13 protein-coding genes and 1 pseudogene are annotated in these 21,017 nt (G+C 63.7%); 10 read left to right on the forward strand and 4 right to left on the reverse strand.

The annotated features are described in order from the left end of the window. The first annotated feature begins 5 nt into the window (after window positions 1-5). The 7 genes from Q5Z10_RS11115 to Q5Z10_RS11145 all read left to right on the forward strand — a co-directional run bounded on the left by Q5Z10_RS11115 (window position 6) and on the right by Q5Z10_RS11145 (window position 7,475). Window positions 6-1,052 (forward strand): heme/hemin ABC transporter substrate-binding protein, encoded by a 1,047-nt coding sequence (locus Q5Z10_RS11115; protein WP_303635493.1) that lies wholly within the window; start codon window positions 6-8, stop codon window positions 1,050-1,052. Further along, on the forward strand, window positions 1,049-2,092 hold the full coding sequence (locus Q5Z10_RS11120; protein ID WP_303635494.1) for a FecCD family ABC transporter permease: 1,044 nt from the start codon (window positions 1,049-1,051) through the stop codon (window positions 2,090-2,092). The genes Q5Z10_RS11115 and Q5Z10_RS11120 overlap by 4 nt, the downstream gene beginning before the upstream one ends. Continuing rightward, window positions 2,089-2,850 (forward strand): heme ABC transporter ATP-binding protein, encoded by a 762-nt coding sequence (locus tag Q5Z10_RS11125; protein ID WP_303635495.1) that lies wholly within the window; start codon window positions 2,089-2,091, stop codon window positions 2,848-2,850. The genes Q5Z10_RS11120 and Q5Z10_RS11125 overlap by 4 nt, the downstream gene beginning before the upstream one ends. Before the next feature lie 180 nt (window positions 2,851-3,030). Beyond that, a complete protein-coding gene (locus Q5Z10_RS11130; RefSeq protein WP_303635496.1) occupies window positions 3,031-3,780 on the forward strand; it encodes a hypothetical protein in 750 nt (249 codons plus the stop codon). Window positions 3,781-4,147: 367 nt separating this feature from the next. Then, a complete protein-coding gene (gene fusA, locus Q5Z10_RS11135; RefSeq protein ID WP_303635497.1) occupies window positions 4,148-6,184 on the forward strand; it encodes an elongation factor G in 2,037 nt (678 codons plus the stop codon). 151 nt (window positions 6,185-6,335) lie between these two features. After that, window positions 6,336-6,608 (forward strand): hypothetical protein, encoded by a 273-nt coding sequence (locus Q5Z10_RS11140; protein ID WP_025877210.1) that lies wholly within the window; start codon window positions 6,336-6,338, stop codon window positions 6,606-6,608. Window positions 6,609-6,719: 111 nt separating this feature from the next. Then, window positions 6,720-7,475, forward strand: coding sequence for a SapC family protein (locus Q5Z10_RS11145; protein WP_345783987.1), 756 nt, complete (start codon window positions 6,720-6,722; stop codon window positions 7,473-7,475). Between the two features lies 1 nt (window position 7,476). Here Q5Z10_RS11145 and Q5Z10_RS11150 read toward each other — a convergent pair whose 3' ends face one another. The 3 genes from Q5Z10_RS11150 to Q5Z10_RS11160 form a co-directional block, all read right to left on the reverse strand. Beyond that, the gene (locus Q5Z10_RS11150) at window positions 7,477-9,768 is read right to left on the reverse strand and encodes an ATP-binding protein (RefSeq protein ID WP_303635499.1); all 2,292 of its coding nucleotides are present in this window, start codon (window positions 9,766-9,768) and stop codon (window positions 7,477-7,479) included. Window positions 9,769-9,809: 41 nt separating this feature from the next. Beyond that, window positions 9,810-10,436: a response regulator transcription factor gene (locus Q5Z10_RS11155; RefSeq protein WP_303635500.1), complete on the reverse strand. Its 627-nt coding sequence runs from the start codon at window positions 10,434-10,436 to the stop codon at window positions 9,810-9,812. 926 nt (window positions 10,437-11,362) lie between these two features. Next, on the reverse strand, window positions 11,363-12,277 hold the full coding sequence (locus Q5Z10_RS11160; protein WP_303635501.1) for a DNA-binding protein: 915 nt from the start codon (window positions 12,275-12,277) through the stop codon (window positions 11,363-11,365). 103 nt (window positions 12,278-12,380) lie between these two features. Here Q5Z10_RS11160 and Q5Z10_RS11165 point away from each other — a divergent pair, with 103 nt between their 5' ends. Next, window positions 12,381-13,460 carry a site-specific integrase gene (locus Q5Z10_RS11165; RefSeq protein WP_303635502.1) on the forward strand — a complete coding sequence of 360 codons (1,080 nt, stop codon included), beginning with the start codon at window positions 12,381-12,383 and terminating at the stop codon, window positions 13,458-13,460. 190 nt (window positions 13,461-13,650) lie between these two features. Here the strand turns inward: Q5Z10_RS11165 and Q5Z10_RS11170 are convergent, their stop codons facing one another. After that, complete coding sequence (locus Q5Z10_RS11170) at window positions 13,651-17,718, reverse strand: hypothetical protein (protein ID WP_303635503.1); 4,068 nt, start codon at window positions 17,716-17,718, stop codon at window positions 13,651-13,653. A 408-nt stretch (window positions 17,719-18,126) separates the two neighbouring features. On the opposite strand from Q5Z10_RS11170, the gene Q5Z10_RS11175 reads away from it, so the two are divergent. Both Q5Z10_RS11175 and Q5Z10_RS11180 read left to right on the forward strand, forming a co-directional pair. Next, window positions 18,127-19,233, forward strand: a complete 1,107-nt coding sequence (locus Q5Z10_RS11175; protein ID WP_303635504.1) for a DUF4238 domain-containing protein — start codon at window positions 18,127-18,129, stop codon at window positions 19,231-19,233. Between the two features lie 597 nt (window positions 19,234-19,830). After that, window positions 19,831-20,976 (forward strand): annotated as a pseudogene (locus tag Q5Z10_RS11180) (IS30 family transposase); the annotation flags it as partial. Window positions 20,977-21,017: the final 41 nt, after the last annotated feature.

Below are 21,017 nucleotides of genomic sequence, written 5' to 3' on the forward strand. Positions count from 1 at the left end.
CGAGCATGAACATCGCGTCCCGTCTGCGCCTGTGTGCGCTTCCGCTGGCGGTTTCGCTGGCACTGGCTGCCTGCGGCGGCTCGCCGGCACCGTCCGATGCCGCCACGCCGGCGGGGGCGCCCGCCGCAACGGCAGCGGCCGACGCCGCGCTGCCGGCAGGCTGGCAGCGGGTCGCGGGTGCGGACGTGCCGTCCCTGCAGGACCAGAAGGCCTCCCTGCCGGCCAAGGTGCAGTCCGATGATGGCGCCGAAGTCGAGGTGGTCGACGCCAGCCGCATCATCGCCGGCGGCGACGATGTCATCGCCGTGCTTGAGGCCCTGGGCGCGGGCAAGCAGGTCTTTGCCGCGCCGACCAACACCACCACCCAGGCCGGCTTGGCGGCACCGCACCAGTTCCTGTTCAACCGCACCACCGGTGTCGAGGGCGTGCTGAGCCTGAAGGGCTCGCTGTTCCTGGGCAACAGCCTGCGCCGCCATACCGAGCTGGCGAAGAAGCTGCGGGAAGTGGGCGAGCCGGCGGTGGTGATCGACGATCTGCAGCCGGCCCCGGACAAGGTGCGCAAGATCGCCAGCGCGATCGGCCTGGCCGATGCCGGGCAGACACTGGCCACGCAGCTGCAGCGCCAGCTGGACGAGGCCGCCGCCATCGGCAAGACACTCAAGCACGCCCCGCGCATCATCCATGTTTCGGCCACCGGTGCAGGGGGCCTGCCCACCGTCGCCGGTGCCGACAGCGCCTCGGCGCAGCTGATGGCGCTGGCCGGTGGCGTCAACATCGGCACCGAGGCGGGGGTGAAGAACTACTCGCAGCTGAGCAATGAAGGCGTGGTGGCTGCGGCCCCGGAAGTGATCCTGGTTACCGAGCATGACCTGCAGCAGTTCGGTGGCGCCGAAGGGCTGTGGAAGGCGTATCCCACCCTGAAGCAGACCCCGGCCGGTGCGGCCAACCGGGTCTGGGTGATGCCGGACGTGCAGCTGAAATACACCAGCATCGGCTCCGGTGCCGGTGCCCTGGCCCTGGCCAAGGCCTTGGCAGCGCTGCCGCCGGCATGAGTCCTGCCGATCGCCGCCGCCGTCGTGGGCGGACGATGCTGCTGGTCGCCCTGGTTGCCCTGCTGGGCGCGGTGCTGGCCTCGTTTGCGGTGGGGCCGTTGCGCTTGCCGCCGCTGGAGGTGCTGCAGGCACTCGGAGTGAAGCTGGGCCTGCTGGACGCACAGGCGGTCAGCAGCCGCGACCTGGCCGTGGTGTGGCAGCTGCGCATTCCGCGCGCCCTGCTGGGGGCCATGGTGGGGGCAGCGCTGGCCATGGCCGGTGCCAGCCTGCAGGGGCTGTTCGGCAATCCGCTGGCCGACCCCGGCATCGTTGGCGTCAGCCAGGGCGCGGCGTTGGGCGCGGTGGCGGCCATCGTGCTCGGCGCCGCCGGCGCCGCCGGCTGGCTGGTGCCGGTCGCGGCATTCGGCGGCGGTGCCGCAGCCATTGGCCTGACCTACGCGCTGGCGCGGCCGGGCAAGGGCAGCGGCAATGCAACGCTGCTGCTGGTCGGCATCGCAATGGCCGCGTTCTGCTCGGCGCTGATCGGGTTCCTGACCTACATCGCCAACGAGAGCGAGCTGCAATCGCTGGTGTTCTGGCAGATGGGATCCCTGGCGCGCGCGAACTGGGCCGATGTGGTCGCCGTGGTGCCACTGTTCGCGGTCGGCGCCATCGCACTGCAGCGGCTGGCCACGCCGCTGGACATGCTGGCGCTGGGGGAGCGCCAGGCACAGCATCTCGGGCTCGACGTCGCGCGCACGCGGCGCCGGCTGGTCGCCTTCAGTGCGCTGCTGGTCGGTGCGGCGGTGGCGTTCGCCGGCTCGATCAGCTTCGTGGGCTTGGTGGTGCCGCACGTCGCGCGCCTGCTGGTCGGCCCGGGCCATCGCTGGCTGCTGCCGCTCTCCGGCCTGCTTGGCGCGGTGCTGATCGTGGTGGCCGATACCGCTGCGCGCACGCTTGATCCACCGGCAGAGATTCCGCTGGGCCTGTTCTCGGCGGCGCTGGGTGCGCCGTTCTTCCTGTGGCTGGTGCTGCAGCAGCGCCGCAAGGCGGTCACATGAGCGATTTCCTGCAGTTGCGCGAGGTGGTGGTGCGCCGCCAGCAGCGCGAGATCCTGCACGGCATCAGCCTGGCCTTCGCACCGGGCACGGTGACCGCGCTGGTCGGGCCCAATGGTGCCGGCAAGTCGACCCTGCTGGGGGTGGCGGCTGGTGACCTGCATGCCGACAGTGGCGACGTGCAGCTGCATGGACGTCCGCTGCGCGGCTACAAGTCCGGGCCGCTGGCGCGCGAACGTGCGGTGATGCCGCAGGAGCACGGCGTGCGCTTTGCCTTCAGCGTGGAGGAAGTGGTGGCGATGGGGCGCCTGCCGCATCCGCCCGATCCGGTCGTGGATGATGCGCAGGTGGAACGCGCGATCGATGCGGCCGAACTGCAGGCGCTGCGCCTGCGTGAGGTGCAGCAGCTGTCCGGTGGCGAATCGGCGCGCACCACGTTCGCCCGCGTGCTGGCGCAGGACACGCCGTTGATCCTGCTGGACGAGCCCACCGCGGCGCTGGACCTGCGCCATCAGGAGCGTACGCTGCGCAGCGTGCGCGCCTGCGCCGAAGCGGGCGCCTGCGTGATCGTGGTGCTGCACGACCTGAACCTGGCCGCCGGCTATGCCGATCGCATCGTGCTGCTGGAGCAGGGCAGGGTAGCCGCCGACGGTACGCCGGCGCAGGTGCTGACCGAAGACAACCTGCAGCGGGTGTACCAGCAGGATGTGGTGGTGCTGCAGCATCCGCGTCGGGGCGTGCCGCTGGTGGTGGTGACCTGAGGGTGTCGCATGCCAGACGCCCTCGTGTCAGGAATCAAGCAGAGCAGAACCGGGATCTGATCCAGAACCCAGGCAAGTGCTCCTGACCCGTTGGCGTTGACCGTGACCTGATCCGGTAAAGCGTCATGGTGCGTCGCGACGTATTATTGGCGGTTCGTTTTTCTCAAAGGACTGATCCCCATGAAGCATCGTTTCCCCCGCACCGCACTGCTGGTTTCGCTGGTTGCGACGGCGTGTACCGCCCATGCCGCCTCGACCCGCACCGTATCGATCGAGAAAACGGCCGACCAGGCCACGTCGATCGAAACGCGGCATGCCAACGGCGCAGGCGCCAAGCCTGATCTGTTCACCACGCACTACTTCACCGGTGGGGCGATGATGATGGCCTGGGGTGACCAGCGCGTGCTGCTGTTGTGCAAGAAGTCGGCGTACCTGAACCTGCCGGGCATGAAGCCTGCGGCCAGCGAGTTGCCGCTTGAGAAGCGCCAGTTGGTCGGCTACGAGGCCATGATGGCCGGTTATGGCGGCATCGCTGGCATTGCCGGGCTGGCGGATGGTTCGGTCGAAGTGGCCGATGATGGTAGCGAAGTGCGTCGCCGTGCCGAGCGTCCGTGGGCCTACGGCACTGAACGCTACGATGTGATCAGCCAGCGCATGCCGGGTGGCGCGCTGCGCGTACGCGTCCTGAAGACCGAAACGGTGAACACTGCGAAGCCGTCGAAGCCGGGCGCCACCTTCAGCAGCGATGAGGATCAGGCCGCGCGCCTGGCCGAGCTGGGCGCGGTGGGCAGCTGGACCGAGATCACGATGTACGACTCGCCCAAGCGCGGCGCAGTTGATCCGGCCTTCTCGCTGAAGGACTGGGTGTCGGTAACCGGTGATCATGCCGCCACGGTGGGTGAAGCCCGCCGGATCAACGGCTGCGAGTGATTGCCTCGGCAAGCCTTATCGTTCCATCCATGCGCGCAATATTCACTTGCGCGCCCGAATGGAAGGTCTAGAATGCGCCCCATGAACCGGATGCCGCTCCTGAAGTTTTTCACCCTGACCCGCGCAAGCGCGGAACGGGCGTGCCTGCCTGGAGTGCCACGGGGCCGTTGATCCGGCCGTCGATGGACCATCCACAGAGCGCCCTCCGGGGCGCTCTTTTCGTTTCCGACATTCCCATTTCCACAACCCGCTGTACCGCAAGGAGAACGTGCCATGCACCAGATCGCCGAGACCGAACGCTAGCCGCGCACCCTGCCGCCAACCGGGGTGTGCGGCCCCTGGAGTTGGCTTTGCAGGAACCTTTCTCATGAACACCCAAGTCCTTTCCCGCCGTCGCAACCTTGGCATCATTGCCCACATCGACGCCGGCAAGACCACGCTGACCGAACGCCTGCTGTGGAAAAGCGGAGAGATCCATCGCGTCGGCGAAGTCCACGATGGCAATGCCACCACCGATTTCTCGGCGATCGAGCGCGAGCGTGGCATCACCATCGGCGCGGCCGCCGTGCAGGCGCAGTGGGCGCCGCGCGAGCTGCCGCCGCATCGGCTGACCCTGATCGACACCCCCGGCCACATCGACTTCGCCATTGAAGTCGAGCGTTCGCTGCGCGTGCTCGACGGTGCCGTGGCCGTGTTCTCGGCCGTGGATGGCGTGCAGCCGCAGTCGGAAACCGTGTGGCGCCAGGCGCGCCGCCATCGCGTGCCGCTCATCGCCTTCGTCAACAAGATGGATCGCATCGGCGCCTCCTTCGAGCGCGTGCTGGAGCAGTTGCAGGACAAGCTGCAGGCGCGGCCGTGGGCGTTGGGTGTGCCCTTGGGCAACGAAAGCGACTTCCACGGTTGGGTCGATCTGGTCGACGAACGCGTGCTGCACTGGCAGGACGGCGGCGCGGCCACCGTCACGGCCTGGGGCGACGCCGAGCGTGCGCAGTGGCAGCCACAACGCCAGGCGCTGATCGAAGCGGTGGCCGACCATGACGACGTGCTGGCCACGGCATGGCTGGAAGCGGCCGTGATCGATGCGGCCATGCTGCGCGCGGCGATCCGTCGGGCCACGCTGGCCGGCGCCGGCGTGCCGGTGCTGGCGGGTGCGGCCTTCAAGGACAAGGGCATCGAAACGCTGCTGGATGCGGTGGTCGATTACCTGCCGTCGCCACTGGATCGTCCTGCCGTGACCGCCGAAGGCGAGAGCGGCGAGGTGGTGTTGCCGCCGGATCCGGAGGGTCCGCTGGCCGGCCTGCTGTTCAAGATCACCCACCAGCAGCACGGCGCGCTCAGCTTCGTGCGGCTGTACTCGGGCACCTTGAAGGTCGGCGACGCCGTTGCCAGTTCGCAGCACCCGCAAGGGCGCCGCGTCAGCCGGCTGGTGCGCGTGCAGGCCGACCAGACGCATGACATCGAGCAGGCCGTGGCCGGTGACATCGTCGCCGTGCTGGGCTGGAAGGATGCGGTGAGCGGTGAAACGCTGAGTGGGCGAGGGCAGCCGTTGCGCCTGGAGAGCATCCAGGCCCAGGCCCCCGTGCTGGCGTGGCGGTTGGAGCCGGCACGTGCCGCCGACCTGATCCGCATGGCGCAGGGCCTGGCCAGCCTGGCCCAGGAAGACCCGTCGTTCAAGGTGGAAACCGAGCGCGACAGTGGTGAAACCCTGGTCTGGGGCATGGGCGAGCTGCACCTGGAGGTGATGGTCGAGCGCCTGCGCAGCGAATGGAAGGTCGATGTCGGCGTGGGTGCACCACGCGTGGCCTACCAGGAAACACCGCTGCGCGCGGTATCCGGTGCTGTTGGCCGGGTATCCAAGCAGAACGGTGGCCAGGGCCAGTTCGCCCACGTGGTGCTGGACGTGGTGCCGCGCGAAGACGACCAGGTCGTGTTCAACGACCGCATCGTCGGTGGCGTGGTACCGCGCGGCTTCATCGCCGCGGTCGAGAAGGGTGTCCGTGCGGCGCTGACGTCCGGCCCGCAGGGGCATCCGGTGGTCGGTATCGAGGTCAGCCTGGTCGATGGGGAAACCCATGCCAAGGATTCCTCGGACATGGCCTTCCATCGCGCCGGAGGCGAGGCGATCAAGGCGGCACTCGCGGCAGGCGGTACGCAGCTGCTGGAGCCGGTGATGGCGGTGACGGTGCATTCGCCGTCGGCCTCGGTGGGCGACGTGGTGGGCGACCTCAACCGCCGCCACGGCCGCATCGCGCGCATCGACGACCAGGAGGGTCGCGCCGAAGTCAGCGGATTCGCGCCGCTGGCGCAGCTGGTCGGTTACACCACCTCGCTGCGCTCGCTGAGCCAGGGAAGGGCCAGCAGCGAGGCGCACCTGCACGGCTATGAGCCGGTGCGCGTGGCGTAGTGGAACATGTGCAGGGAGCCCGTTCGCGGGCTCCCTTTTTTGTGGGCGCGTCGTGTTGCACTGCATTGCAACAAAACTGCAGAAAAAGCTGGATTAAAGTGATGCCTCACGATAAATTGCGCACCCCCTGTTGCCGCTGCCCGCACCTGCCATGCGTGATGACAATGATCCCGGAACCCTGGAGCTGACCCTGCCGCGCAAGCGCGGGCGCCCGCCCAAGTTCGGGTACGCGATGAGCGATGCGCAGCGGGCCGCGCGCTACCGGGCGCGGCGGGCAGGGCAGGCCAACCATGCCGACGTGCGGCATTGCAGCGACATGGTGCTGCTGGACAAGATCCGTGCGGCAGTGAGCGCGCGCGACACCGAACTGGCCGGCTTCCTGGTCCACGTACTGTGGCAGCGTTACCCGTTGCAGCTGAAATAAGTCGGCGCCGGGGTGGCTGTTGTCACCCACCTTGTTGATAATGCGGGATTCAGGTTGTTCCCGCTGGCGCGCCCGGGATGGCAGGCGCGCATGATCGATATGGTTTTCACGATGACCACCACCAGCGACACCACCACCGAAACCGCGCCGAGCAACGCGCCCCTGTTCTACACCCGTCCGGTGCCGCTGCAGGCCGATGTGCATGCCGACCTGCGCATCCTGCCGGGCAAGCTCGAGTTCGCTGCCGGCAGCAACTCCATTCCGCTGGTGCTCGGCGAGTTCTCGCTGGCCCTGCACCACTTCCCGATCCTGTTCGCCGGCCCGAGCGCGGTGCCGATGGCGGCGGTGGGCGTGACCACCGACAATCTGTTCATCACCGATGGCCTGTGGGACGACGAGACCTACATCCCGGCCTACCTGCGCCGCCATCCGTTCATCTTCATCGATACCGGCGCGGACAATGACTTCCTGCTCGGCATCGACGAAGACAGCCCGCGCATCGTCCGCGGTGGCGAAGAAGGCCAGCCGCTGTTCGTTGATGGCAAGGCGACCGAGATGGTGCAGCAGGCGCTGGAATTCTGCGGCCAGTTCACCCGCGAGCACGAGCAGACCCAGGCCTTCTCCAAGGCGCTGGTCGAAAAGGGCCTGCTGGTCGAGCGCAACGCCACCGTGCGCCTGCCCGATGGCCGTGAGTTCAACCTCAACGGCTTCTTCGTGGTGGACGTCGAGAAGCTGATCGCGCTGCCGGACGCCACCGTGGTCGAATGGCACCGCAACGGCTGGCTGGCGCTGATCCACCAGCACCTGATGTCGCTGGGCCGCTTCAACGACCTGACCCGTCGCCAGGCCGGCCGCAACGCCGCCTGATTCACGGCAAGGGCGCGGCTTCCGCATCCCGGGAGTCGCGCCAGGCGTGCAGCGCCTGCAACAGGCGCTGGGTGTCGTTCCAGGGCGGCGGATCGGCGGCGCCCAACTGCGACAGCTGTTCGGCCCAGGGCAGGGCATCGCCGGCGCCGCACATCTGCAGCACCCCGAGCAGGCGATGGGCGTGATGGCGCAGGGCGCCTGCATCGCGCCCTGCAAGCGCAGCCTGCAGATGCTGGAACTCTTCATCGATGCTGTCGTCGTAGGCCGCCGCCAGCTCGGCGTGTTCCCGATCGGTCTCGGCGTCCGCATCGGCCGCAGCCACGGATCCCAGCGCCTGCAGCAGCGCATCGCAGCGCAGCGGCTTGTGCAGCACCGCCTCGATGCCGGCATCGCGGCAGCGTTGCGCGTGCGCCGCACCGCTGCGCGCCGACAGCGCCAGCAACCGTAGTGGCGGCGCGCCCGTGCTGCACTGCTGGCGCAGGTCTCTGGCCAAGCGGTACCCGTCCATCCCGGGCAGGCCTATGTCCAGCAGCACGACCGGGCAGGGCGCCTGCGCCTGCAGCGCCAGTGCGCTGGAAGCGTCCGCCGCCTCCTGCACCACCGCCCCCCAGTGCCGCAGCTGCGCGGCGACGACCTGCCGGTTCAGATCATGGTCTTCGACCAGCAGCACCTGCACACCGGACAGCGGCGATGCGGGCACCTTCACAGGTGCGATGCGGGCGTCGGGCCCGGGCAGGGCGACCGGCAGGTGCAGGATGAAGCGGCTGCCACGACCGTAGACGCTGTGCGCATCCAGGTTTCCGCCCATGGCCCGGGCCAGTTCGCGGCAGATGGACAGGCCCAGGCCGCTGCCACCGCGCGCACTGCCCGGATCGGCCTGCTGGAACGGCTCGAACAGGCGCGCCATCTGTGCCGGCGCGATGCCGATGCCGCTGTCGATCACCTCGATCAGCAATGAAGGTGGCTTCGGTGGCAGGTCCAGCCGCACCCGCAGCTCGATCCCGCCGATGTCGGTGAACTTGAGGGCATTGCCCAGCAGGTTGTCGAGCAGCTGCCGCAGGCAGTCCGGGTCGATCGACAGCAGCGGCAGCGGCGCCTGCGGTGCGCTGAGCGCAAGATGCAGGCCCTTCTGCGCGGCCTGCGGCCGGACCGCATCGAGCGCCTGCGCGAACACCGCGCCAACATCGCACGTCTGCGGGTGCGGCTGGAAGCTGCCGCTGGCCAGCCGCGAGAAATCCAGGGCGCGGTCCAGCAGGCTGCGCAATGCCCGGCTGGCACTGGCGGCGGCGGACACCAGCTGCCGTGGGCGCGCCGGCAGCGGCAGCTGCCCGAGCAGATCGATCGATGCCATCACGGCCTGCGCGGAGTTGCGCATTTCATGACTGATCAGCCCCGTCATCTGCGCCTGCTCGCGGTCACGCCGGCGGCGCAGGGTGAGCAGTGCGCCGGCCAGCAACGGCAGCGCCAGCAGCGCGGTGACCACGGCCAGCACTCCGCGCCGCGACGGCAGGTCCCGTCCGGCCCAGCCATCGGCCAGCGCAGCTGGCAGCGCCTGCCGGGCCCAGCGCTGCAGCAGGCGGGCATGCTCATCCACGCCGATGTCGGCCAATGCCTGTTCAATGCCGGCAAGCAGCGGCTGGTCCTCGCGCCGCGCCAGCAGGTACAGCTCGGTCGGGAAGTGGGCATCGAGCCGTTGCACGCGAAGGCGATGTGAGAAGTGACGCCGCGCCAGCGAGCGCGCAACCGATTCCAGGCCGATGGCTGCATCGGCGCGGCCGCTGTCCACTGCCGCCAGTGCCGCATGCATGCTGGGCATCGGCAGCAGGTGCACCGCCGGGTGATGCGTGCCCAGCCAGATGGGGTAGGGCCCCCCGTCGACGGCTGCCAGCCGCCATCCATCGAGCTCGCTGATCCGGTGCGGCAGGCGCTCGCCGATGCGTCCGGCCAGCACCGTTGCGCCGCCAGGGAAAGCGCGCGATGTCACCAGGTCGACGCAGGCCGGCTGGAAGGCATTGGCCGGCCCTTGGATCAACACCAGGTCGGCCTGCCGCGCGCACACGGCAGCAACGCCGTCCTGCATGCTGCTGCGTGGCACGTCCAGGAAGCTGAGGCCGGAATGGCGGGTCACCAGCAGCGCGTAGCCGTGGGCCAGCGTTGGCAGCGGATCCGCGTCCGGATCGTCTTCGGGGGCAGGGCGCAGCACAGGGCCGGTGGCCACGCGCACCACGCGCCCGGCACCCCACTGCCGCGACTGGGTGTCGCCGGCCGAAATGCCGGGAAGCAGGGCAAGCATGCCCAGCAGCAGAAGCTGCCGGACACAGCGCCATGACGTGCTCACAGTGCCTCCAGCTGTTGCCGGTTGGCAAACACCTCGGCGTCGTTGCGCAGCCCCAGCTTGCGCAAGGCGGATATCTTCTGGGTGCTGACCGTCTTGATGCTGCGATGGCGGCGCAGCGCAATTTCGGACATGGTCAGGCCGTCGAGCATCAGCCGGATGACCTCGCGCTCGTTGCGGCTCAAGGCATCACTGGGCGCCAGCAGCCGGCATGAGGGCGGAATCCGGCACAGGCCCTGGTAGACGCGCATCACGGCATCGGAGAGTTCGCTCAACGGCTCGGCCTTGCCGACAAAGCCGCTGATGCCGGCGTCCAGAAGATGGTTGATGGCGGCCACCGACGCATGCCCGGCGAAGCCCAGCAGGGTCACGCGCGGCAGCGTGTGGCGCAGGCGCTGTACCAGTTCCGGGCCGCTGATGTCACCGGGTGCCAGCGCGATGTCGATGATGGCGACATCCACAGCGCGATGCTGCAGATGTTCAATGAAGGCCGGGCTGCGGCCATGGCTGGCGACGATCTCGAACCGGGGATCCTTGCCAAGATGATAGGCAGTGCCACGACGCACGACGTCGTGGTCATCGAGGAGTGCCAGGCGGATTCGGCGCGGCGCGGGATATCCATTCATGCGCGGAAGATCGGGGGCACCCGAGGGCGTGGCTCGTATTCTTGCGCCGGGGTCGCGCGGCGTATCGAAATCCTTCGATTTTTGAGATTTTTCCTATGCCCGGATGGGGAAAAACTGAGGACTTGCGTCGGATCTGGCGCGGAGCGGTTGGGATCAGCAGCCTGTTGCGTCCATCAAATCCCATGCGGAGGTTGCGCGGCTGTTTTGGATGGGCGCTTTGAGCACGTGGACCTGATCTCCGAGCCGTTCGAGGTTCTGGACCCGTTTGAGGTGGACCATTTGCGTGACGCGTCACGGTGAAGGTGGCGCTGGGGCTGTTGAAATCTGCAGGGCTGAGGCTCAGTGCAGTACGCAGATTTCAAGGTCGGGCGCTGGTGGTTTGACTGGGTTCCGGTAACGCGTTGAGGTGGTGCCCATGGGGAGGATGGATGCGGGTTGCGGATTCGGGTGGAGAGGGTCAGGACTGGTTGGGATGAGGGCTGGCCGGGATCAGGGCTGGCTGGGGTGGCAGGTGGCAGGTACGTTGGGCTGGGCTGCTTGGGGAAGTACCTAGGGGCAGCTTGCCTTGAACATAATATACATTATGCGAAATGCTGTATCGGGCTGTTACGGCATTCGTCTCCTCTGCGTGGCAATGGCTGGGCCTCTGGCTCGGCTCTTGCCTGCGTCCTCAGTCCCCGGCCAAGGATGAGATCGCGGTGTTCGTCGGCAGAGATTCTGGTCTGCGAGGCAGACAATCTTGGGTTGCTGCAGATGTTCATCGCGGAGATTTTTAGGTTGCCATTGCAAAGATTTCAGCTTTTAAGGGAGACAATTTCAGTGCATGAAGAACCATTGCAGGAAATCTCGACTCGTGGCTGTCCACTGCAGACCTTATTGATCCACGGATGGCGCTTGGTCTGACTGGGTGCTGCTTACGTAGGGCGCTATTTCGGGCTTTGTCGCCTTGAGCGAGTCTTAGGTGGTGACTTCACTTCTTGGTTCCGTTTGAAGGCCGATTTGAGCTGCGCCGGCAGATCTCGCAGGCTCGAAAGTTGTTGCTCCAGGGCGTCACTCCGTCCGCGCAGGATGTTCGCGGCTTGGCTCGCCGTCGCTGCCGCTGCTTGGGCGGCATGGAGATCCTGGCGCAACTGTCTCTCAATTGACCTGTGATGTTCGGCCATGCTGTTGAGTTGCGCCTGGAGTTCTTTCGCTTCTTGGCGCGCTCTATCAACATCGCTCAGCGCCCGATTCTCGACAGATCTGGCGTACTCGGCCCAGTCTTCTCGCTCAGATTTCGCCGTTTCTAGGGCCTCATGAAGCCGGACGTCAAGTTGCTGTCTCGCTGCCTCAGTTCGATCGGCTCTTCTAAGCTCGAGGTCCCGCTGCTCTGCGAGTCCTGAGATCTGCAGACGGAGCTGGTCAACCAGTTGCTGCAGCTCTGCGACTTGAGTCGTTGCAATCCTCTCGCCAGTGATTGCAGCGTCACGCTCTGAACGCACTTGCGTCAACTCGTCAGCTACAAGCCGAGATTTTGCCTCCTGTGCATCACGCTGGGCGGCCAACGACTGCTCAGCCTCTGCAAGCTCTCGATGGGCGGCCTCCCGTGCATGCTTCAACGCCAGTTCCCACCATTGCCCGGCGAGTTCCGCCAACACCGCTGGCGCATCGTTCAGGTCCGGACGCGCTTGCTGCAGGCGCGTGCCGAGTCGGTTCCACCACGTTTCCAGCCAGCGAGTCACGGTGTTCGGAGAGCCGGTCCCCAGGTGAGCCCGGATCCGCTCGACGGTTGGGCGCTCGCCCTTGGCCACCAGCTCGTCGGCGGCGGTGTGGACGTCGGATTCGGTGATGCCGCGGGCCATGCGAAGTCTCCTGTACTGGCACCCTACTCTGCTGGTAACGTACTCGCGATAAGTGATGATTATCGCTAGTAGGTGCCTCATTTCATATTGTACATTACATATTATGAATCGAAATTCCATTACTGCTATCTTGCCGGCAACGACGACTCAGTTGGCCCTGCCGGAGCAACTGGCCCAGCAAGCCGGCGATGCAGTGCGCCAATTGCTCGCTGAGGCGGCCGCGGCGAATACCACCCGCAGCTATGCCACCGCCCTGCGCTACTGGGCCGGATGGCACCAGGGACGCTACGGGTTCGAACTTGCGCTTCCGGTCAGCGAGGCCGTGGTGATCCAGTTCCTGGTTGACCACATTCAGCGTAGAAGCAAGGCCGAGCTGGTCAGCGAGCTGCCGCCGGCACTGGATCAGGCCTTGGTCGGCGCTGGCCTCAAGGCCAAGATCGGGCCGCTGAAGCTGTCGACCGTGGTCCAGCGCATGGCGGTGCTGTCCACCGCCCACAAGCTCAAGCGCCTGGCCAACCCGTGCGAGCTGCCCAGCGTACGCACCCTGCTCAGCCGCGCCCGCCGCGCCGCGGTCAAGCGTGGTGAGCGGCCGACCAAAAAGACCGCGATCACCCGGGCCGAACTGGAAGCCATGCTGGCCACCTGCGATGACAGCCTAGAGGGCCTGCGCGATCGTGCCCTGCTCTGCTTTGGCTTCGCCAGCGGCGGCCGCCGGCGCAGCGAGATCGCGGCTGCTGACATGCGTGACCTGCGCAAGGTTGGCAATGATGGCTACATTTACCGGCTGGAGTACTCAAAGACGCAGCAGGCAGGGGTGACGACGGATTCGACGCCGGACAAGCCCATCCTCGGTCGCAGTGCTGACGCTTTGGCGATCTGGCTGGAGGCGGCAGATATCCATGAGGGTGCAATCTTCCGACGGATCTGGAAGGATCGAGTCGGCCCCGCCCTACTTCCGGGCTCGGTGGCCGCAATCGTCAAGCGCCGAGCCCGTCTGGCGGGGCTGGAGGGGGATTTTGGGGCCCATAGCTTGCGATCAGGATTTGTGACCGAGGCTGGTAGGCAAGGCGTGCCGCTGCCAGCGGTGATGGCGATGACAGAGCATCGCTCCGTGGCGAGCGTGATTGGGTACTTTCAGGCGGGCGCTGCCGAACACAATCCAGCAGCACGACTTCTTAAGTGAGTTTCGCCCTACCTCAGTGATCCCCATAGATCAGCGATAAACTCTTGAAAAGCGGGTTGCCATTGGCGGCCGATTTCCAAGCGGTCTATCCGAAATCGCTGCCGCCAATAGTTGGAATCTGTGCAATCTTGCCGATGACGCAGCCTGTTGCAGCCGTTCGCTACAAAGATGGCGACAGGCGCATCGGAGTCTACTCCAGCCTAGCCCCCACTTCACCAACAACTGCGTCAATAGTACGCGCTGCAGCGTTCAGGAGTTCGCCTATAGAGGCCTCACCACGGTCGACCGCGGCAACTGTTTCGTGCAGCGCGGGAAGGTGCTGGGGAGAACTGAATCGGGACGAAGTTGAAGCCAAGTGCTTCCAGGTCGGAGAGAGTCTACGTGCCAAAGGCCTGCCGAACGTCTTCTGAAGCAATAAACCTTCGGAGAAGCAGACCGTCGCCGAAGATGCGAGAAGGTGAATGTGGAACGCGTCTTCAGGGGTGAGAGAGGAGTTCTGCATGAGCGCAAGTGCCGCTCCGAACGTTCTGCCAACTGAGGAGCGTTCTACTTGGCGGCTGGCAGCGGCCCGGGCCGCTTGGCCCGACAGCGCAAAACCGCATGACATGTCGGCAAGCATCGAGACGATCACACTATTTGGTCCCCAAGTGCGAGCTGCATCGACCTGCCACGCGCCAATGGTCCGCGCGGGGTTATCGCAGCAGATTGCAGCTGCGGCAAAAACTGCAAACAATCCCTCGGGGCTTAATCTAGACGCATTCGTAGACATGTTGCCAGCATTGCTCGGCAGCTCTTGAGGGTAATCGACAAGTGAAGTGATGAGGTTGAACTCTCGTTCAAAATCAGCGAGCACGCATACGAACTCTTTGCTCGTTCCAGCATTGAACTCAAACGCAAGAAGTGCCTCTGCAACGGAGAACCTCACCAATGGGAAGTTCGAGGTTCGCAAGGCTTCTAGTTGGGTCCGGAACTTTGGAGATATGTCCCCAAGCTGGGAAGCCAACAGCCCTGCTTTTACAACGCTAAGTTGAGTCCGTATCGCCTGGCCAGGGCGCGGCTGGCCAAAGCTTAGGCCAGGCTCAGAGGCCTTTCCGAAGGGTAGCCTCAGTGTTGAGATGTCTTTCTGTCTTGCGATGGCATCAGTTAGATTGCAAACGCCATTGATGAGCTGAAATATGGCATCCCAGCCATCCTCTCCATCGTCCTGAGCCGTCGCTGGCAAGTCAGCCAGCATATCAGTGAGCGTTTTTGCGGCGCGCTGAGGCGCGCCAGCTACAGCCATAACGTGACTGGCGTCAACTAGGAGCCCAAACTTCGTGATGCTAAGACGGTACTCGGGCCGAACAGTTGAGCCAGCGATAAAATAATGCTCAGCCTGCGACCATTCCCCAAGGCGGCAAGCGCAGATTCCTGCTCGTCGGAACGCGAAAGCGTCTAAGCCACTCGCAGCCACTGGGTCGGAAACAAGCGAATTCCAAGCAGCAAGAGCACCGACTTCATCGTTCGCTTGGAAGAGGGCATTCACTCTCTGCTCACGAATTGTGGGAGTTTCCCCATGCGCTGACGCCGCGTGCTCCAAGATCTGAATTGCCGCCGAATGATCATGAAGGTACTCGCCATGGATGATGGAAAGGGCCTTCGCTACCTCACTACCGAACTGGGTGAGGCCTAAGCGGCGTGCGATCGCCCCTGCTCGGGACAGAAGTGCAATCGTAGGCTCCCATTCTGTTCCACTAGCGCTCTGTGAGGCCCAGGCGCCGTGGACGAAGGCTCCGCAAGAGTTTACTAAAGGCCAAGTGAGAATAGTCTCGAAGGCTCGCCGATCATCGACGTCGGCATCTAACTCAAGCCAGTCGACAACTTGCGTCAAGCCCTCCAGATCTCGCACAGAAGACGCTTGGAGCGAGAGAAAGAACTGTGTGCTCGTCGCGCTAGGTGGCAAGCCATGCAACAGCTCATCGGATTGGGCCATGAACTGACGAGCGAATTCCTCGGCAAGAATTGCAGCCTCTCCCTTCAACCTGCTGAGGATGCCAATCGCAGTCAACTTCGGTCTTAGCTGAATCCGTGGATTCCTATTGGTGAACAACTTGGAGCAGCGCATGACCTGGAGCGCCGCACGCGGTTCCTGCTCAGGGATTTGATCAACCTCTTCGGTCCAGCGGGTCAGGATGGTCGGTAGCATCTCCGAATCGAGCTGGGTAGCCACTGAAAATTGAAGCTGACGTAGTACGACACTGACGAACGGCTGGGATTCAAGGAAGCGCTGGCCTTCAGATAACGACACGTACGGTAGCCAAACAAGATGCTGAAAGACAGCGGCCGATATGGTGTCCTCGTCGATGGTTTCCAGAATGCGTGCGCAGTGCATGAGGCGGCCCGCGTCTTGCGCGATGTAGGCGTGGAACAGGAGCGCCCCTGCGTCGGATACATCCAGACTCCTGACGCCTGCGATTGCATCATAGATCTGGCTGTGGGCAAGCCGCCTGCGTCCCAGTGACCACACCTCTCCAGCAGAGCCCTTTAGGAGGGGAGTCACACTCAGCCTTCCTACGAGAGCCTGCTCTAGCCACTTGCCTTGCAATGCATCAATGATGTCGCCGCCATTTACGATGCCGCCCACCGCCTGGGTCAGGCTGAGCAGCATCGGCCGGGTCAGGGGCAGTGCGGCCTCCGCGGCCGTGTACACAAATGCCGCCGTCTCGGGCGAGACGCTCTCGCTCAACATCCGCCGTGCGACCTGTCTTGCATTAGTTATAGCTGGCGAGATCGTCGTGATGTCACTTGGTGTGGGCGGTGGCCACTGCTTGGCCTCAAGTTCGGCGATTCTCACCTGAACCAGCTTGGGATGGCCTCCAGCGGCTCCGCGAATGAAGGCCGCCCACGCCTCACACATGTGCTTAGGACAGCCATTACTAAGGCAGTGCTCTTGGACGTCTTCGACCGACATCTCAGGAACATCGATGGTTTCGATGTTCGCAAAGTCCGAGAGCTGCGCTGCTTCGGCAGACTCACCGCGAGCAGTCAGAAGTAAGCCACGCCCCGAGCGCAGAGCGCGATTTACCAGCAGCGCTAATGTTTCCTTGTATGCCCCATGTGTATTCGGGGAAAGGTCAATGTTGTCGACTACGATAAGCGAAGGAGTTGATTCATCGCTAACGCATGCCGCAATTGCTTTCAAGATATTGTCGGTGTCAACTCCGCTGCGTGAGGCAAGGGTGAACCACCATGCATCTGGACACAATGAACTTGCCACCAGTTGAGCAATGGTCGTCTTTCCTTTGTGGATAGTGCCAGTTAGCAACACGGTCTTCCGCTGCGCAATTCGCTGTCTAACGTGCTCAATGAGAGATGCTCGGTTCAGGAGCGGTGATGGTGCCCGGGGTACGGGCAGTCGCATAATTCTAAGAAGCGCAGAGCCAGGGTCAAAGGCGCCTGTCTGGAGTGCTGATTGAAACTGCTGGTACTGATGTGCGGGGACCGGGATGTGTTCCGTTGTGGCGGCGTCAATCTCTCTGAGGAGGTCCGCAAGACACAAACGGCGCTTGGCGGACTCCTGTCGGACCAGTACATCGCAGGCGAAGGAATGAAGGCGATCCCGGACTGCCCCGACGTACGATAGCGGGGCTTTAGCTGAGTTCAAACGGACGACAAGTCTGTCGTCGACGCTCTGCTTCACCTGTTCGAGGCCGGGCTGGTCTAGAAACCAATGAACGCGATTGATGAGGCGTTCTTTGACTTGCTCCGCTGTCGCCGATGTGAGGAAAGCTTTCAGCGCGCTGTTAGTTGCGAGTTTTGCTGCGAGATAGGATTGGATCCTTGTCGCCATTTCGGGATCGGTTTGAGCAATTCGCCACGCCTCGAGGCCCGTGATACCACCAAATTGTGCATCTTGTTCAAGCGCGGCGGAGGCAGTCGTGATGTAGTGAAAGTCAACGTGCCGGGTCGATTCGCGCTGGCTGAGCGTCCAGTAGTTCTCAAGCGCCTCGTGGGACCGCTGGTTGTTAAGCGAGAGCCTCTGCGCCTCATGCTTGACTTGTTCGGCGATGGCTCCGCTTGATGCTATGCGGTCAAGATCCTCTGCACCTTCCAGGAAGATGACTTCATCTGATGAGCTCAAACGTAACCAGGCATCGATCGTCCACCAAATCTGGTACACGATACCTCGGATAGAGGCTACGGCTTGGCGTGCAGGGTCGCCCTTCAGCTCGTCCGGACCCGGAAGGGCTTCTGGCAGGTCGTTGAAAGTGGGCGACATGTGAGCTACGTAATGATTTGGGGATGCAAGGTTAAGCCGGGGCTTGTCTCCCCAAGGCTACAGTTGAGGTATACCATGCCGCCCCGACTCGGAACAGCCGGGTTGCTATAGGCAGATGTGGAAGGTTGGTCATTTTCGGTGGCGGGCCGCTGCCCCCTCTCGGTATCATTCCTGATGACCCGCGCTTTAGGGCGCTCCGCATGCCGGGGTCGACTGCGCAGACCGTGATAAATTCCGAAAAATTCGGAATTTGCGATAAGTCTAACTGCCGCACCCTGTCACCGATTGTTCCGTCCCCTCCCCTCCCCTCCCTCGGCGGCAGCTGTCTACGTGAATGCCGCTCGCCAGCAACGCACTTTGTCGGGAACGCTTGCTTCCGAAAACCGGATAACGGCACAATCACGCTCTATGCCTGCACTCAAGAATCAGCATTATGTGCCGCGATGCCACCTGAGGCCATTCACTCTGAATGGTGAAGGCTTGGCGATAAATCTGTTTAACTTCGCACGGGGCCGTGCGGTCCCTAATGCGCCGGCGAAGAATCAATGTTCGGCGGACTACTTCTATGGAAAGGACCTTCACTACGAAAAGAGTATGCAGGTGATTGAAGGGCTTTATTCTGCAGCTGTGTCGCGCATCTCTAGTCCCGGCTACACCTTGACCAGCGACGACTCTGAGATCCTTCGCTCGTTCTGGGTGCTGCAGCACCTGCGGACAGATGCGGCTTCGCGCGCTTTCGCTGCTCTGTCTAATGAGGTGGTCGACACGACTGGGGCGCCCGAAGAGTTCCGTGCGTCTATCGCGGACGCCGTGCAGGTGGCGATGTCGACAGTGCCAGAAATGGTCTCTGTCGTCGAGGACCTCAAAGTGTGTTTGCTGCGCAATCGTTCAGCTGTCGACTTCTTCACTAGTGACGATCCGGCGATTCATACGAATCGTTGGTACCTGCGCCCTGGACATGAAAGAATGGGTTCGCCAGGCTTGGCAAAATCTGGGGCGATCTGCCTGCTTCCTCTCACTCCCAGGCATTTGTTCTTGGCATACGACGGCGATGTCTACTCGCTTCCTGTGTCCAGTCGTTGGGTTGACGTCAGGAATGAGAATGACGTGCGGATGCTCAATCAGCAGCAGCTGCTCACAGGGATGGCAAATGTTTACTTCCGAGAAATTGAGGACGCAGCCGCGATCGCTCTTGAGTTCGATGAGTGTATAGCTAGGCGCATTCCATCTAGGCACCGCCTCAATCACGCGGTCCTGGATTCGAACAATGGAATGTTGAGGCGATATCGTGTCACAACCGCCGAAGAGGCTCGAGCGCACCCTGATGCACTGATCCACTCAGAGACATTGTACCCGCGGCCGAGTGGTTGGCCGCAATTCATTGGATGGCGCGCTGGCGCCGCGACATATTCGAACGGAACTGCCGTCGGATACGTGCGCCGCGCTCATGCTCATTCGCGCGAGACATCGTCGCAGCCATTCCAAAAGATTCGGCTCGATAACATCAAACTGTGAGCATGCACTTCGCGTGGAATGTATTCGGGTGCTTCGCGATTCCTACGTCTCCCAACAAATCGGCCAAGGGCGGCCCTTGGTCTTAGTCCGGTTAGATCCTCCTAGTCGGGAAGTAACGCAACCCGCAATTGATCTGGACGTCTTCGCTGGCGTCATTGCGTACCTGCAAGTGCCCCAGCAGGTCCCGCCGACATGGCTGGCCAAAAACCAAGCGTAGGCGGTTCTGGCTCAAAGGAAGCTGGAACACCCGATCTACCGCCGAATCTCAGGACGCCTCGCAGATCCAGTAGGGCACCAAGTCCTCGATTGGCCCTCTCTTGCCCTCCTTCTTCTGTCTGCGCGAAGGGCCGTTGCCACGCCCCCCCCCCGCATCAGAGTCGGGTAAGCCCTCGAGTTCAAGATTGAACTCGAAACCGAGTACAGCAGACATCGTCGATCTAGCAAAGCCGAGCACAACGTCGGTTGCGAGCGCGGTGCGCATCCATACCCGCGATAAATCTTCCTAATCCCCTGCCCCGTCGATGTCTGCTTCCGGCCGCGGATTCATATGATCGACGCAGCACACGGGTAGCTGCATAGGTGGCGGGAGTGTTGAAGATGAAGCGTAGGAAGAGGATCTACTACACCGACGCCCAGAAGGCACTGATGTGGGATCGCTGGCAGCAGGGCGAGTCGCTGCACCAGATCGCGTCCCTGTTTGACCGGCACCACAGCTCCGTCCGAAGCATCCTGGCCGAGCATGGCGGCATTCGTCCGCCGACAAGGCGACGATCCACGAGGGCACTGAACCTGGCCGAGCGCGAGGAGATCTCCCGCGGCTTGGCGACGGGACGGTCGATCCGCACGATCGCCGCGTTGCTGGGACGGGCGCCATCCACGGTCGGCCGCGAGATCCGGCGCAACGAGGGCGCTGAAGACTATCGCGCCAACCAAGCCGACCTGGCTGCCTGGGGCCGAGCGCGGCGCCCCAAGACCTGTAAGCTGGCGCTGCATCGAGCCTTGGCTGCTCGCGTGGCAGAGAAGAACCAGTGGCAGTGGTCGCCTGAGCAGGTGGCCGACTGGCTCAAACGCACCTATTCCGATGATGCGAGTCGTCAGGTGTTCTACGAGACCATCTATCGCACGCTCTACATCCGGTCGCGCGGAGCGCTGAAGCAGGAACGGCTCGTCCATCTGAGGCGCACGCGGGCGATGCGTGGCTCACGACACTACACCCAGAAAACAGAGAACCACGGCCTGATCACCGACATTGTCTCGATCAGCGAGCGGCCGGCCAGTGCCGAAGATCGGGCCGTGTCAGGGCATTGGGGAGGCGACCCGCTGTTCGGTGACCGGAACAGTCAGATCGCCACGCTGGTGGAGCGACAGACGCGGTATCTGATGCTGGTGAAGGTGGCAGGCAAGGACACGGAGACCGAGGTCAATGCACTGATCAAGAACGCACGCCGTCTGTCGAAGCAGCTGTACCGGTCGCTGACCTGGGATCGGGGCAAGGAGATGGCGGCGCACCGCCGCTTCACCTTGGCCACGGACATCCAGATCTACTTCTGCGACCCGCACCGTCCTTGGCAACGCGGTACCAGCGAAAACACCAACGGCCTACTGCGGCAGTACTTCCCCAAAGGGATCAATCTGGCCGATGTCACGCAGGCCAAGCTGGACGCCGTTTGACGTCAACTCGACGAGCGGCCACGCAAGATGCTGGACTACGAAACACCAGCAGAGCGAGATCGACAAACTGTTGATTGGTTGAATCCAAGACCAGAAGCGGACACTGGTGTGAA

This window comes from Stenotrophomonas sp. 704A1, from assembly GCF_030549525.1.
Taxonomy (GTDB): Bacteria; Pseudomonadota; Gammaproteobacteria; order Xanthomonadales; family Xanthomonadaceae; genus Stenotrophomonas; species Stenotrophomonas tuberculopleuritidis.